Origin of the sequence: Sinorhizobium fredii NGR234 (assembly GCF_000018545.1) — a bacterium.
Taxonomy (GTDB): domain Bacteria; phylum Pseudomonadota; class Alphaproteobacteria; order Rhizobiales; family Rhizobiaceae; genus Sinorhizobium; species Sinorhizobium fredii_A.
Genome location: NC_012587.1, coordinates 3832676 through 3845812, shown reverse-complemented (window position 1 = coordinate 3845812; position 13137 = coordinate 3832676). Strand labels below are relative to the sequence as shown.

The window sequence follows — 13137 nt, the reverse complement described above, 5'->3', positions numbered from 1 at the left end:
CCTATGATCCCGCCGCCATCACGAGCGGCGGATAACCCGGGTAGAGATGCGCATGGCTGCCCTGGTGGTTGGCCATGCCCGGCTTCGTCAGCAGCCCGCGCGGCTCGGCGAAGCTGCGGATCCTCCGCTGCGGCCGCTCATGCCACTGGATGTTGAAGGCCCAAAGTTTTGGGAAGAAACAGAGCGAGGCATAGGGAAGGTGGTCGTGGATCCACCAGGCGAGACTCTGCCAGCCGCCCGCCGCATGTTCCCGGTCCCAAGCCCACGGAATGACGATGCAGGCGGTCGCGCCCATACAGCCCTCCGCGTCGCGCATGTCCCAGATATGGTCGGCCGCCGTCGCGGCATTGGTCGAGCAGTTGAGCTTGTTCCTGTTGCCGAATTCGTTCACCGCGCGGTTGCGGTAGGCGGAGCGGATGTGCAGCCGGCCGAAGGTCGCCTGCAACGGCTCGAGAAGCTCCTCGCAGAGCCTGCGACCGGCCTCGACGGCTAGATCCGGATCATCAGGGATGTTGGGAATCCGGTAGAAATCGGCGATTTCCGAATGCAGGAAATCGCGCAGGAAGAAGTTTTTCGACAGGCGCACGCGGCCGAGATCTTCCAGCGACTTCATCGACCCCGGTTTCCTCATTCTTTCCTCCCTCTCCCGTTCATCATGTCCTGCTGATCGAAACGCCGCCATCGACAAGCAATGCGGTGCCGGTGACGAAGCTAGCAGCATCGGAGGCAAGATAAAGCGCCGCCTCGGCGATTTCCGCCGGCTGCGCCATGCGTTTCAACGCGTGCAGGCCTTCGACGAAGCCGCGCGTCTCGGGAGAGGCACTTGGCAGGTTCGCGACATTGGACGGCGTGTCGGTGCCGCCCGGCAGCAGCGCGTTCACCCGCACGCCGCGGGCTCCGAGCTCGACCGCCAGGGACTGCACCAGGCCGATCAGCCCGGCCTTGCTGGCCGCATAGGCGGCCATGCCCGGGAATCCTGCGGTGTGCCCGACGAAGCTCGAGGTGAAGACGAGCGAACCGCCGCCGCGCGCAATCATGGCCGGTGCCTGATGCTTGGCGGCGAGAAAGGCGCTGGTCAGGTTGGTGTCGAGCGTCTCGCGCCATCCCTCGAGCGAGAGCACCGAGACCTCGCCCATGGCGCCCAGTGCGCCGGCATTGTTAAAGGCGATATCCAGGCCGCCGAAGCGGCCGAGCGCCAGCTCGACCAGCGCCTCGTTCAGGCCTTCGTCCCGCAGGTCGCCGGCGAGCATTGCCGCTTCGCCGCCCTGTTCCGTGATCTCGCCGACGAGCTGCTCGAGGGCCTCGACGCGCCTTGCGGCGACCACGACCCTTGCGCCCTGCCTCGCAAAGAGAAAGGCGGCCGCACGGCCTATTCCCGAACTTGCACCCGTCACGATCGCCACTTTTCCTTCAAGTCTCGCCATAGTGTGTTCCTCACGCCTGTTGTCGTTGACGAGCCGCAAAATCCCAGACGGCGGCTGTTGCCGCCACCCGATTTCGGTAGAGCGCTAGCGGCCGCAGCCGCAGCCGATCGACGGGAAGAAAGGACGGACAAGCTGCGCATTTTCCCCGTGGGACAGGAACAAATGCCTCTGTCTGATGTTGAGTGGGCGTCACTGCCAAACCTCCCCACCGGACAAGGAAGGAAATCGACAATGCCCAAGGAAAAGACAATGGACGACCTGTTCTATGACGCGCTCAAGGACATCTACTATGCCGAGCGCAAGATCCTGAAGGCTCTTCCGAAGATGGCACGCGGCGCCCAGGCACCGGAGCTCAAGGCGGCGTTCGAAAAGCACCGGGAACAGACCGAAACGCATGTCGAGCGGCTGCAGCAAGTGTTCGAATTGATCGGCAAACGGGCCCAAGGAAAGACCTGCGAGGCCATCGAGGGGATTATTGCCGAAGGCGAGGAAATCATGGACGAGTTCAAGGGCACGGCCGCCCTCGACGCTGGCCTGATCTCTGCCGCGCAATCCGTCGAGCACTACGAGATCGCCCGCTACGGCACCTTGAAGACCTGGGCGCAGACCATCGGTCTCAAGGACGCGGTGCCGCTTCTCGATGCAACCCTGAAGGAAGAGGTCGTCACCGATCAGGACCTCACGAAACTTGCAACGGCCAAATCGAACAGGAAGGCCGCCTGATCGTTATCGGCGACCGGCGAATGGGCCGGTCGCCGATCATGCCGGGTGGCGGAAGAAATCGATGAAAGCCCGGAGCGCCGGACGCATCCGGCGACAGCTCGGCTATTGGAGATAGCCGGCCGGCATCGGCGTGCATCCGTCTTCGAGCACCCCTTCCTCCACGTGGCGGCCGACGCGCGAATCGAAAAGGTAGAAAGCCGGCTACCGGCCACGGGTATCGCAATTCCGCTGCGATACCCTAACTATGATAGTGCCCCGGATGCACGAGCGCGCGGAACGCAGCTGTGCTTCCTTCGCCGCCCATGAATGGAGGAATGAAGCATGTCCGACGAGCAGGCCATCAGCGCAGTCGTCCATCTCTATGTCGACGGCATGGCTTTCGCCAATGAGGCGGCGCTGCGGAAGGCCTTTCATCCCAGCGCCTCGATCGTTGGCAATTTCAAAGACTCGGTCGAATGGCTCACGCGCGACGCCTTCATCGCCGCCGTCTCGGAGGAAGGTTCGGCACCGCCGGAGACGCAACCGCTGATGGAGCTTGACCTGATCCATGTCACCGGCGACGCGGCGAGCGTCAAGGTGATCGATGAGTTCGGCGGCTCGCGCTATACGGACTACCTGTCTCTGCTGAAGATCGACGGGCGCTGGCTGATCGTCAACAAGGTCTGGCATCGGCACGCGTAGTCCGTCCGGGTTCAAGACGAGGGATCATGCCGCCAGGATCCGGAAAGGTGATTGCAATCGACCATGTGCAGCTCGCCATGCCGGAAGGCGGCGAAGCGGAGGCTCGGCGGTTCTATGCCGGCCTGCTCGGAATTCCGGAGGTGGCCAAGCCGCCCATTCTCGCGGTGCGCGGCGGTTGCTGGTTCGAGCAGGCTGGCGTCAAGATCCATCTCGGTGTCGAGAAGGATTTCTCGCCCGCTCGCAAGGCGCATCCCGCCTTGATCATCGATAACCTCTCCGAACTGGTTGCACGGCTTCAGGCGGCCGGGGTTGAAGTCAGTGAAGACGAGCCGCTCGCGGGCTTTGTGCGCCGCTATCTCAGCGATCCGTTTGGGAATCGGATCGAGTTACTGCAACCTGTTGGCTGACGCTCGCGTCGGCAGTGAGAAGACCCCTCCCCAACCCCTCCCCACAAGGGGGAGGGGCTCGGCGCCCGCGACCCGGGCAGGTGCGACCATCAACCTCCCCGCTCCCGAAATCGCTGGTAGCGAGGGGATGCGGGCGCGGCATCGTAAGCCCCTCCCCCTTGTGGGGAGGGGTTGGGGAGGGGTTCTTTGGCTCTCTCGCCTACAGCGCCTTGTTCATCGTCAGGCGCGCAGCACGCCGCCGGTGCTTTTCGCCACATTGGCGACGATGCGAGCGGTCAGCGCCTCGAAATCCTCGTCGGTCAGCGTGCGCTCGACCGGCTGGATCGTCACCTCGATGGCGATCGACTTCTTGCCTTCGCCAAGCGACGACCCTTCGAAGACGTCGAAGACGTTGACACCGGTCACCAGCTTGCGGTCGGCGCCGGAGGCCGCCCTTGCGATCGCCGCCGCTTCCACCGTCTTGTCGACGACGAAGGCGAAGTCGCGCTTCACCGCCTGGAACGGCGAGAGTTCCAGCGCCGGCTTGGTGCGCGTCGTCTTCTTCTTCGGCTCCGGCATCGCATCGACATAGATCTCGAAGCCGGCAATCGGACCGGAGACGTCGAGGGCGTCGAGGGTTTTCGGGTGGAACTCGCCGAAGGCGCCAAGCACGATCTTCGGGCCGAGCTTGATCGTGCCGGAGCGGCCCGGATGATACCAGGCCGGACCGCCGGCTTCGAACTGGACATTGCCCATCGGCACGCTGCAGGCTTCGAGCACGGCGATCGCATCGGCCTTCGCGTCGAAGACGTCGACCGGCTTGCCGCCGCCCTTGGCCGCATTCGACCACAGCCGGCCGGCGCCGGTGAGCGATGCGGTGCCGCGGCGCACACCGCCGGCGACGCGGCGCTGGGTGTCGGGCGTGTCGCCCTCATAGGTGCCGGACACCTCGAAGATCGCCACATCGCCATAGCCCTTGTCGGCGTTGCGCTGCGCAGCGGTCAGCAGCCCGGGCAGCAGCGACGGACGCATGTCGGACATGTCGGCGGCGATCGGATTGGCGAGCTTCAGCGCCGGCTGGCCGCCGCCGAACAGCCTTGCCTGGTCTTCCGAGATGAACGACCAGGTGACCGCTTCGAGCATGCCGCGGCTTGCAAGCGCGCGCCGCGCCTGGCGGGTGCGGATCTGCAGTGTCGTCAGGATCTTGCCGTTGACGGCCTTGTGGCTCGGCAAGGCCGCGGCGACGATGTTGTCGACGCCGTGGATGCGCATCACTTCCTCGACGAGGTCCGCCTTGCCGTCGACGTCGGGCCGCCAGGAGGGCACGGTGACGCGGAAGCGTTCGCCGGACCCCGCCACGCCGAAGCCGAGCTTTTCGAGGATCGAGACGCTCTCTTCCGACGAGACGTCGAGACCGGTCAGCCGCTTGACCTCGGAAACCGGGAAATCGACGATTTTGGGCGTGTGGCCCTCATAGCCGACGACGTCCAGCTTCGCGGCCGTGCCGCCGCAGAGCTGCAGCACCAGTTCCGTCGCCCGTTCGAGGCCCGGCACCATGTATTCCGGATCGACGCCGCGTTCGAAACGATAGCGCGCATCGGTGATGATGCCGAGGCTGCGGCCGGTCTTGGCGATGTTCATCGGATCCCAGAGCGCCGACTCGATCAGCACGTCGGTGGTCGCCTCGTCGCAGCCGGAATGCTCGCCGCCCATGACGCCGCCGATCGATTCGACGCCGTCCTCGTCGGCAATCACCACATTGGCGGGCGACAGCGTGTATTCGCGCGTATCGAGCGCCAGCACCTTCTCGCCCTCCTTGGCACGGCGAACCGTCAGGTTGCCGCTGACCTTGGCCGCGTCGAAGACGTGCAGCGGACGGCCCTGGTCGAAGGTCAGGTAGTTGGTGATGTCGACCAGCGCGTTGATCGGCCGAAGCCCGATCGCCGTCAGGCGCTGGCGCATCCAGGCCGGGCTCGGGCCGTTCCTGACGCCGCGCACCAGGCGCAGCGCAAAGCCGGGGCAGAGATGCCGGTCGTCGCCGAGGTCGAGCCGGACCTTGACCGGCGTTTCGCCTTCGACCGAGAAGGACGGCGCCGGCTTCGTCTTCAGGGTGCCGAGGCCGGAGGCGGCGAGGTCGCGGGCAATGCCGTGGACGCTGGTGCAATCCGGCCGGTTCGGCGTCAGGTTGATCTCGATGACCGGATCGTCGAGGCCGGCATAGGCGGCGTAGCTCGCGCCGAGCGGGGCGTCCTCGGCGAGGTCGATGATGCCGGTGTGGTCATCGGAAATCTCCAATTCCTTTTCCGAGCACATCATGCCGCGACTTTCGACGCCGCGGATGTTGCCGACCGAGAGCGTCACGTCGATGCCCGGCACATAGGTGCCGGGGGCCGCGAAGGCGCCGACGAGGCCCTTGCGTGCATTGGGGGCGCCGCAGACGACCTGCACCGGCTCGCCGGAGCCGGTGTCGACCTTCAGAACCTTCAGCTTGTCGGCATTCGGGTGCTGCTCGGCGGAAATGACCCTGGCGATGACGAAGGGCTTGAAGGCGGCCTTGTCGTCGACATCCTCGACCTCGAGCCCGATCATCGTCAGGCGCGCGCAGATCTCCTCGAGCGAGGCCTCGGTATCCAGATGGTCCTTCAGCCAGGAAAGCGTGAACTTCATGATTTCACCTGTGTCCTATTATTTCTGCGCGAAGATCAGGCCGAGAGGCCGCCGAACAGCGTCGGCATGTCGAGCGGGCGGAAGCCGTAATGGGTCATCCAGCGGACATCGGCATTGAAGAAGTCGCGCAGGTCCGGCATGCCGTATTTCAGCATGGCGATGCGGTCGAGGCCCATGCCCCAGGCAAAGCCCTGGTACTCGTCCGGATCGAGGCCGCCGGCGCGCAGCACGTTCGGATGCACCATGCCGCAGCCGAGGATCTCCATCCAATCCTTGCCTTCGCCGAACTTGACGATCGGGCCGGAGCGGTCGCACTGGATATCGACTTCGAAGGACGGCTCGGTGAAGGGGAAGAAGGACGGGCGGAAGCGCATCGTCACCTGATCCACCTCGAAGAAGGCCTTGCAGAACTCTTCGAGCACCCAGCGCATGTTGGCGACATTCGCCGTTTTGTCGATCACCAGGCCCTCGACCTGATGGAACATCGGCGAATGGGTGGCGTCGGAATCCTGCCGGTAGGTCTTGCCGGGAATGATGATGCGGATCGGCGGCTTCTCGGCCTCCATCGTGCGGATCTGCACCGGCGAGGTATGGGTGCGCAGCACCTTGCGCTCGCCGTTCTCATCCGGCTGGAAGAAGAACGTGTCGTGCATCTCGCGGGCCGGATGGCCTTCGGGGAAATTCAGCGCCGTGAAATTGTAATAGTCCGTCTCGATATCCGGGCCCTCGGCGATCGAGAAACCCATGTCGCCGAAGATCGCGGTGATCTCGTCGACGATCTGGCTGATCGGGTGGATGCGGCCGCGCTCGGCGGGCGAGGAGCGTACCGGCAGGCTGATATCCACCGTCTCGCGGGCCAGCCGCTCAGCGATCGCAGCATCCTTGAGGGCGAGCTTGCGGGCCGAGATCGCCTCGGTGACGATATTCTTGAGCGCATTGATGCGGGCGCCGCGCGTCTGGCGCTCTTCCGGGCTCATCGTGCCGAGCGTCTTCAGGAGTTCCGAGATCGAGCCCTTCTTGCCGAGCGCACCGACGCGCAACGCCTCGATCGCCCCCTCGTCGGCCGCGGCATCGATGTCCGCCAGCAATGTCCGTTCCAAAGTTTCCAGTTCGCTCATTCTGTCCTGCCTCGATGCGGGAATGGTTCGGTCTATCGGTTCAACACTTCAGCGATGTGGATCGCGGGCGATGCGCCGAATAAGAAAAAACCCGCGCCAGCCCTGCCAGCGCGGGTTTCCCAACAATTTCAGAAACGGTCTTGGGAAAACGCTGGCTTAACGGACAGCGCTTTCAAACTCGTTTGCCGTGCCGGCTTCCTTGAGATAGGCGAGCGCCTTCTTGGAAGCCTCGACGAGGGCGCCGAATGCTGCCGGCTCATGGATCGCCATGTCGGACAGAACCTTGCGGTCGACTTCGATGCCGGCCTTGTTCAGACCGTCGATGAAGCGGCCGTATGTCAGGCCGAATTCACGGACGGCAGCGTTGATGCGCTGGATCCAGAGGGCGCGGAAATTGCGCTTGTTGACCTTGCGGTCGCGGTAGGCGTACTGCTTGGAACGATCGACCGCTGCCTTGGCGGCGCGGATCGTGTTCTTGCGGCGGCCGTAGAAACCCTTGGCGGCCTTGAGCGTCTTCTTGTGCTTGGCGTGAGCGGTTACGCCGCGTTTTACACGTGCCATGTCATGATCTCCTTAAGTATCCAATATGCCCGACGTCTCAGAGACCGTTCGGCAGGTAGTTCTTGACGACCTTCTTGCCATCAGGCTCGGCGAGGACCATGGTCCCGCGCGCGTCGCGAATGAACTTGTTGGTACGCTTGATCATGCCGTGGCGCTTGCCGGCAGCGGCAGCTCTCACCTTGCCGGTAGCGGTGACCTTGAACCGCTTCTTGGCAGACGACTTCGTCTTCATCTTGGGCATTTTGCTACTCCATTGTTCTTGATAGGCGAAACCGGCTGACGAGGCGGGTTTCCAGCGTTAAGAACGGCCACGGCATGCCCTGCCGGACCGTTCGGACGGGGGGCTTTTAGCCGAAGTCCTGCAAAAGCGCAAGCCGCCCCTTGATCATCGCGAACGAACCGCGGCGTCAGGCGGGATCGCGCAGCGGACGCCGCACGACCCTGACCGGAAAGGTCAGCCGCGCTCTCAAGCCCCCGAGATCCGACTGCTCGAGGGTCAATGAGGCGCCGTAGGCGTCGGCGATGTCGGCGCTGATCGCGAGACCCAGCCCCGTGCCTTCAGGCTCCCGGGCGTCGGTACTGTCGAGCCGCGCGCCGCGTTTGAGGATCGGCACGCGGTCCTGTTCGGCGATGCCCGGCCCGTCGTCCTCGATCAGGATGGTGATTGCGCCGCCGGCCCGGCGTGCCGAGAAGCGGATCAACGAGCGTGCCCACTTGGCGGCGTTGTCGAGCAGGTTGCCGAGGCATTCGGCAAGGTCGGCCGGATCGACATCAAGAGAGAGCGAGCTGTCGATCGAGACCTTCCAGGCGACATTCCGCTCGGCGGTGACGGGACGAAGGACGCTGACGAGCTTGCCGCCGAGGCCCATGACCGACGTCGTCGCCATGCGCTCGACGCCCATGCGTGCGGCCTGCAGCTGCCGGTCTGCCCGCTGGCGGGCGAGTTCCACCTGCCGGAGCGCCAGGGACCGATCCTCCGGCGGCAGCCGCTCGGCAAGCTGCGCCAGCACCGTCAGCGGCGTCTTGAGGCCGTGGGCGAGATCGCTGGCGCGGGCGCGGGCCCGCTCGACGGCCATTTCGCGCTCCTTGAGGAGCAGGTTGATCTCATTGACCAGCGGCTGCACCTCGCTTGGGCCGGCGGTGCCGAAATCCTGGTCGCGGCCGGCGCGCACCGAAGCCGCCCGCTCGCCGAGGCGGCGGAGCGGCACGAGCCCGATGGCATTCTGGAAAAAGGCGGCCGCGGCCAGCACCCCGGCCGTCGCAAGCAACATCAGCCGCAGCGGCGCCTGGAAATCGTTCAGGGCTTCCTCGAGTTCCCGTTGCGGAAACGCCGCTGACGCAACAAATGCGATCACCGGGGCATTCTCGCCAAGCGACAGGGTCTGGCTGTGCACCAGCATCGGATGTCCGTCCGGACCCTCGGTGACGGAAAAGCCCTCGTAGCGCGAGCCGACCGGCGCGTCGGCATCGATCGCCACGTCCCAGAGCGAGCGCGACCGCAGATTATCGCCGCCGACGGGTGAGATCTGCCAGTAGCGACCGCCGTTCGGCAGGTCGAAACGCGGATCTGCCGGCTCGCGCGCCAGCATCAGCTTGCCGTCTCCCAGGGCGAGTTCGGCGGCGAGCGTGTCGACGATCGTCATCATCTCGCTGCGGTACCGCTCGACCACGTAATCGGTGAACAGCCGCGTCAGCGAAAGCCACGCCACGAGCAGAACGAGGCCGATCGCGATCACCGCTCCGACCGCCAGCCGCAGCCGCAGCGACCGCATCATGAAGGGTCGCCCGGCAGGAGATAGCCGAAGCCGCGACGCGTCTCGATGGCGCCGCTCTCGGTCTTGCGGCGCAACCGGGCGATCATCGCCTCGACGGCGTTCTTGGCCGAATCGTCGTCACGTCCCTGGACGTGGCCTGCCAGTTCGAGCGGGGTCAGCACCTCGCCCTTGCGTTCGATGAAATAGGCGACCATCCGATATTCGAGCGGGCTGAGGTCGAGCGCCTCGCCGTCGAAGGTGACCCGGCGGGTCGCCTCGTCGAGCGTGAAGCGGCCCGCCGATTTGACGATCTGGAAACGCGGGCCGGCCCGCCGCAACAGCGCTCTCAGCCGCGCCAGCAGTTCCTCGGCTCGAAACGGCTTGGGAATATAGTCGTCGGCGCCGGCCTCGAAACCGTCGACGCGTTCCATCCAGGATCCGCGGGCGGTCAGGACGACCACGGGCGTTTCCACGCCGTCGTGCCGCCAGCGCTTGAGGATCGACAATCCATCGAGGCCAGGCAGACCGAGGTCGAGAATGATGGCCGCATAGCCGCTGTCTTCGCCGCGCTCCCAGATATCCGGGCCATGCGCCAGCGTATCGACGGCGTAGCCTTCGGCCTCGAGCTTCCCGCGAACGTGGCCAGCGATGTTAACGTCGTCCTCTGCCAGTAGTATGCGCATGTCTGCCTCAGAATTTCATGAATCTGCCGGTGCGCGCATCGATCCTGAGGTCGCGGATGACGCCTTCGCCATCACGCGTCTTCAGCTGGTAGACGTCGCTCCCCATGTACAGCACCAGATCGACCGCGATGACCATGCCGTAGAGATCGCGATCGACCAGAGCGAGCAGCCTGCTGAGCGGCAGGATCTCTCCCTTGGCGACCGCCTCGCGCGCATCCTCCTGGCTCCTGGTTTCCCGGCTCCTGCTGCCTTCGGCGGCCGGCTGGCTGCGATGGCCCCCGCTTGTGCCGGTATCGCCGGTGCTGCCGCCGGCATCCGATTTGCCGCGGCTGCTCTTGCCGTCCGCGGCCAAGGCGGCACCGCTGGCCGACAACGGCACGGCACACGAGGCGAACGACCAGCAAAGAAATGCGGCCAGACTCCGGCGCATGAGCGAGGCGGGACGATACGGTGCTGCGCGCTCCGGGCAGATACGGTCTCTCATTATCCCCTCAACACAAGTCGCCACAGCATCCGACAGAAAAGTGACGGAAACAGGGGTGGACCTTCATTTCCTGCTGAAACGAACGTGCCCCTCGCAGCAGGAATGATGCGAGAGGCACGAATTCGATGAGTCTGCGGCGATGGCGACAGCCACCGCCGCAGTGAGGAGCTCAGCTCGGAATCGGATCAGTTCCCCGTCGGCGTTCCGCCAGCGTCTTGCCCGCCGCCACCGCCTTCGCCGCCGGTGCCACCGCCTTCGCCGCCGGTGCCGCCGCCTTCGCCGCCGCTGCCGCCGCCTTCACCGCCAGTGCCGCCGCCTTCACCGCCGGTGCCGCCGCCTTCGCCGCCGGTGCCGCCACCTTCACCGCCGCTGCCGCCGCCTTCGCCGCCGCTGCCGCCGCCTTCACCGCCGCTGCCGCCGCCTTCGCCGCCGCCCGTGCCGGTGTCCTGTCCGCCACCCGTGCCGGTGTCCTGTCCACCACCGGTTCCGCCTTCGCCGACGCTGGTGGGGCTGCTCGTGTCGAAGCCGCCGTTAGGTCCGGCTTCGAAGCTGCTGGCCGCGCCCGTATCCGCAAGAGCCATCGTCACCGGTCCTCCGGCGAGGCCGTACAAGCTCATTGCTGAAACGAGCAGCACTTTTTTGAATGCGCTATGCATAATCTTTACCCTTCCTTGTTTCGGAACGGGCAGAGACTGGCACCCGGCAACTGACAGGCGGCTGAGCGCGGCTGTCAGCATTCTGTCAGGCAGCGCTTACAATGCGCTACTGCATGCTTTCTGAAATCGGAGCCGATTTGAGGATGAAAACATGCAGCAATTCAAAGTGCTGCAGCGACCTTGGCGGGTCTGAAAGGCGTACGGCGCTGGAGAACGCAAAAAGCCGCCCGAGGGCGGCTTTTTACATGGAATTTATTTTTCGCGTGCCGACCACGCTACTTGCAGGCCTTACTTCGGCGCAAGCACCATCATCATCTGGCGGCCTTCGAGCTTCGGTTCGGCTTCGACCTTGGCGATCGCCTGCGTATCGTCCTTGACCTGCAGCAGAAGCTTCATGCCGAGCTCCTGGTGGGCCATTTCGCGGCCGCGGAACTTCAGCGTCACCTTGACCTTGTCGCCGTCCTCGAAGAAGCGGTTCATCGCCTTCATCTTCACCTCATAGTCATGGGTGTCGATGTTCGGGCGCATCTTGATTTCCTTGATCTCGACGATCTTCTGCTTCTTGCGCGCCTCGGCCGCCTTCTTCTGGTTGGCGTATTTCAGCTTGCCCAGATCGAGAATCTTGCACACCGGCGGCTCGGAATTCGGCGCGATCTCCACCAGATCGAGACCGGACTCTTCCGCCATGCGGAGCGCCTGGTCGATCGGGACGCTGCCCAAATTCTGGCCTTCGGCGTCGATGAGCTGAACCCGGGGAACCCGGATTTCCTTGTTTGCGCGCGGCCCTTCCTTGACTGGGGCGTCCGCTTTGAACGGTCTGCGAATGGTCGTACTCTCCTCGAGCTGTTTACGTGATAGTGGTCTAAAGAAACAATCAGCGTCATCTCAAACGGTGCGCTTGAAACAGTCACTGACGGCAATGTGTGAATTGCGGCTCCGGAGTCAATAGCATGGCCCGCAACGAAAATCACCTCTTCGTGGCCTTGGCGAATCTGTTTTTTGGCGGGATATCTGATCGAAACGGGTGATTGCAAGGGATGAAGCGATGTCAGCAATGCCGGCCGAAACCGAAGTCACACATCTAAAGGTGGGTGCGGACGCCGCGGCGCGCAACATCGCCATGCGGATTTTCCGTGCCGAACTCCCGGCCAGCCGCCCCGCCCTCGTCTGGCTCGGCGGCTACCGGTCCGACATGACCGGGACGAAGGCGCTTGAGGTCGAACGCCACGCCCATGCGCTGGCAACGGACTGCATCCGCTTCGACTATTCCGGTCATGGCGCTTCCGGCGGCGATTTCCGGGACGGTACGATCTCGCGCTGGGTCGAGGAAAGCCTCGCCGTCGTCGATCATGTGGTTGCCGGCCGCATGATCCTGGTCGGCTCCTCGATGGGAGCCTGGGTCGCTTTGCGCCTCATCGAAGAATTGAGGGCGCGCGGCCAGGGGAACCGCGTCGCCGGTCTGGTGCTGATCGCTCCCGCCCCGGACTTCACCGCCGAGCTGATCGAACCCAATCTGACGGAGGCCGAACGGACCTCGCTTGCCGAACGCGGCTATTTCGAGGAGCCTTCGGAATATAGCCCCGAGCCCAATGTGTTCACCCGCGCCCTGATCGAGGACGGGCGGAAGAACCGGGTCTTCAAGGGACCGATCGAGACGGGCTGCCCTGTGCATATTCTGCAGGGGATGCGCGATCCGGACGTGCCCTATACGCACGCGCTGAAGCTGATGGAGCACATGCCGGCGGACGACATCGTGATGACCCTCATTCGCGACGGCGACCACCGGTTGTCGCGCGAGGAAGACATCGTCAAACTGAAACAGGCCATCAGTGCCATACTGGCCAAGGCCTGAGTCCCCGGCCGGCATCCGTTAACTCACCGCCGGTTTTTTGGACCGTCTCCCGGACACCCCGGGATGCAGGACTTCCGCTGCCTTTTCGTGGCTGATCTTAACCATAAAGGTCATCCGACGAATCGGTAGATTGACTCATACGGTCCGA

The 13137-nt window shown here is 64.5% G+C and carries 15 protein-coding genes; 4 read left to right on the top strand and 11 right to left on the bottom strand.

Translation table 11 applies throughout. The annotated features are described in order from the left end of the window. Position 1: 1 nt before the first annotated feature. On the bottom strand, positions 2 to 631 hold the full coding sequence (locus NGR_RS29275) for a hypothetical protein (RefSeq protein WP_012710098.1): 630 nt from the start codon (positions 629 to 631) through the stop codon (positions 2 to 4). Positions 632 to 653: 22 nt separating this feature from the next. Beyond that, positions 654 to 1424 carry an SDR family oxidoreductase gene (locus tag NGR_RS29270; RefSeq protein ID WP_012710097.1) on the bottom strand — a complete coding sequence of 257 codons (771 nt, stop codon included), beginning with the start codon at positions 1422 to 1424 and terminating at the stop codon, positions 654 to 656. A 231-nt stretch (positions 1425 to 1655) separates the two neighbouring features. On the opposite strand from NGR_RS29270, the gene NGR_RS29265 reads away from it, so the two are divergent. The 3 genes from NGR_RS29265 (at position 1656) to NGR_RS29255 (ending at position 3235) form a co-directional block, all read left to right on the top strand. Beyond that, positions 1656 to 2147 (top strand): ferritin-like domain-containing protein, encoded by a 492-nt coding sequence (locus NGR_RS29265; RefSeq protein ID WP_164924564.1) that lies wholly within the window; start codon positions 1656 to 1658, stop codon positions 2145 to 2147. 321 nt (positions 2148 to 2468) lie between these two features. Beyond that, positions 2469 to 2828, top strand: coding sequence for a nuclear transport factor 2 family protein (locus NGR_RS29260; protein WP_012710095.1), 360 nt, complete (start codon positions 2469 to 2471; stop codon positions 2826 to 2828). A 26-nt stretch (positions 2829 to 2854) separates the two neighbouring features. Beyond that, positions 2855 to 3235 (top strand): VOC family protein, encoded by a 381-nt coding sequence (locus NGR_RS29255; protein WP_012710094.1) that lies wholly within the window; start codon positions 2855 to 2857, stop codon positions 3233 to 3235. 219 nt (positions 3236 to 3454) lie between these two features. On the opposite strand, the gene pheT is transcribed toward NGR_RS29255, so the two are convergent. The 9 genes from pheT to infC all read right to left on the bottom strand — a co-directional run bounded on the left by pheT (position 3455) and on the right by infC (position 11962). Then, positions 3455 to 5881 carry a phenylalanine--tRNA ligase subunit beta gene (gene pheT, locus NGR_RS29250; protein WP_012710093.1) on the bottom strand — a complete coding sequence of 809 codons (2427 nt, stop codon included), beginning with the start codon at positions 5879 to 5881 and terminating at the stop codon, positions 3455 to 3457. Between the two features lie 35 nt (positions 5882 to 5916). Beyond that, positions 5917 to 6999, bottom strand: coding sequence for a phenylalanine--tRNA ligase subunit alpha (gene pheS, locus NGR_RS29245; RefSeq protein WP_012710092.1), 1083 nt, complete (start codon positions 6997 to 6999; stop codon positions 5917 to 5919). A gap of 156 nt (positions 7000 to 7155) precedes the next feature. Further along, positions 7156 to 7560: a 50S ribosomal protein L20 gene (rplT, locus tag NGR_RS29240; protein WP_012710091.1), complete on the bottom strand. Its 405-nt coding sequence runs from the start codon at positions 7558 to 7560 to the stop codon at positions 7156 to 7158. A gap of 37 nt (positions 7561 to 7597) precedes the next feature. Next, the gene (rpmI, locus tag NGR_RS29235; RefSeq protein WP_012710090.1) at positions 7598 to 7801 is read right to left on the bottom strand and encodes a 50S ribosomal protein L35; all 204 of its coding nucleotides are present in this window, start codon (positions 7799 to 7801) and stop codon (positions 7598 to 7600) included. 166 nt (positions 7802 to 7967) lie between these two features. Then, the gene (locus tag NGR_RS29230) at positions 7968 to 9335 is read right to left on the bottom strand and encodes a sensor histidine kinase (protein ID WP_012710089.1); all 1368 of its coding nucleotides are present in this window, start codon (positions 9333 to 9335) and stop codon (positions 7968 to 7970) included. Next, entirely contained in the window at positions 9332 to 9997 is a 666-nt protein-coding gene (locus NGR_RS29225; RefSeq protein ID WP_012710088.1) for a response regulator transcription factor, read from the bottom strand. The genes NGR_RS29230 and NGR_RS29225 overlap by 4 nt, the downstream gene beginning before the upstream one ends. Before the next feature lie 7 nt (positions 9998 to 10004). Continuing rightward, complete coding sequence (locus NGR_RS29220) at positions 10005 to 10481, bottom strand: PepSY domain-containing protein (RefSeq protein ID WP_012710087.1); 477 nt, start codon at positions 10479 to 10481, stop codon at positions 10005 to 10007. A gap of 185 nt (positions 10482 to 10666) precedes the next feature. After that, positions 10667 to 11137, bottom strand: a complete 471-nt coding sequence (locus tag NGR_RS29215; protein WP_012710086.1) for a hypothetical protein — start codon at positions 11135 to 11137, stop codon at positions 10667 to 10669. Positions 11138 to 11425: 288 nt separating this feature from the next. Further along, positions 11426 to 11962 (bottom strand): translation initiation factor IF-3, encoded by a 537-nt coding sequence (infC, locus tag NGR_RS29210; RefSeq protein ID WP_164924697.1) that lies wholly within the window; start codon positions 11960 to 11962, stop codon positions 11426 to 11428. A gap of 220 nt (positions 11963 to 12182) precedes the next feature. Between infC and NGR_RS29205 the strand changes: the two genes are divergently transcribed. After that, positions 12183 to 12989: an alpha/beta hydrolase gene (locus tag NGR_RS29205; RefSeq protein WP_012710084.1), complete on the top strand. Its 807-nt coding sequence runs from the start codon at positions 12183 to 12185 to the stop codon at positions 12987 to 12989. Positions 12990 to 13137: the final 148 nt, after the last annotated feature.

Coding starts and splice junctions, on each gene's coding strand:
- NGR_RS29275 (WP_012710098.1), bottom strand. CDS start 631: ATGAGGAAACCGGGGTCGATGAAGTCGCTGGAAGATCTCGGCCGCGTG.
- NGR_RS29270 (WP_012710097.1), bottom strand. CDS start 1,424: ATGGCGAGACTTGAAGGAAAAGTGGCGATCGTGACGGGTGCAAGTTCG.
- NGR_RS29265 (WP_164924564.1), top strand. CDS start 1,656: ATGCCCAAGGAAAAGACAATGGACGACCTGTTCTATGACGCGCTCAAG.
- NGR_RS29260 (WP_012710095.1), top strand. CDS start 2,469: ATGTCCGACGAGCAGGCCATCAGCGCAGTCGTCCATCTCTATGTCGAC.
- NGR_RS29255 (WP_012710094.1), top strand. CDS start 2,855: ATGCCGCCAGGATCCGGAAAGGTGATTGCAATCGACCATGTGCAGCTC.
- pheT (WP_012710093.1), bottom strand. CDS start 5,881: ATGAAGTTCACGCTTTCCTGGCTGAAGGACCATCTGGATACCGAGGCC.
- pheS (WP_012710092.1), bottom strand. CDS start 6,999: ATGAGCGAACTGGAAACTTTGGAACGGACATTGCTGGCGGACATCGAT.
- rplT (WP_012710091.1), bottom strand. CDS start 7,560: ATGGCACGTGTAAAACGCGGCGTAACCGCTCACGCCAAGCACAAGAAG.
- rpmI (WP_012710090.1), bottom strand. CDS start 7,801: ATGCCCAAGATGAAGACGAAGTCGTCTGCCAAGAAGCGGTTCAAGGTC.
- NGR_RS29230 (WP_012710089.1), bottom strand. CDS start 9,335: ATGATGCGGTCGCTGCGGCTGCGGCTGGCGGTCGGAGCGGTGATCGCG.
- NGR_RS29225 (WP_012710088.1), bottom strand. CDS start 9,997: ATGCGCATACTACTGGCAGAGGACGACGTTAACATCGCTGGCCACGTT.
- NGR_RS29220 (WP_012710087.1), bottom strand. CDS start 10,481: ATGAGAGACCGTATCTGCCCGGAGCGCGCAGCACCGTATCGTCCCGCC.
- NGR_RS29215 (WP_012710086.1), bottom strand. CDS start 11,137: ATGCATAGCGCATTCAAAAAAGTGCTGCTCGTTTCAGCAATGAGCTTG.
- NGR_RS29205 (WP_012710084.1), top strand. CDS start 12,183: ATGTCAGCAATGCCGGCCGAAACCGAAGTCACACATCTAAAGGTGGGT.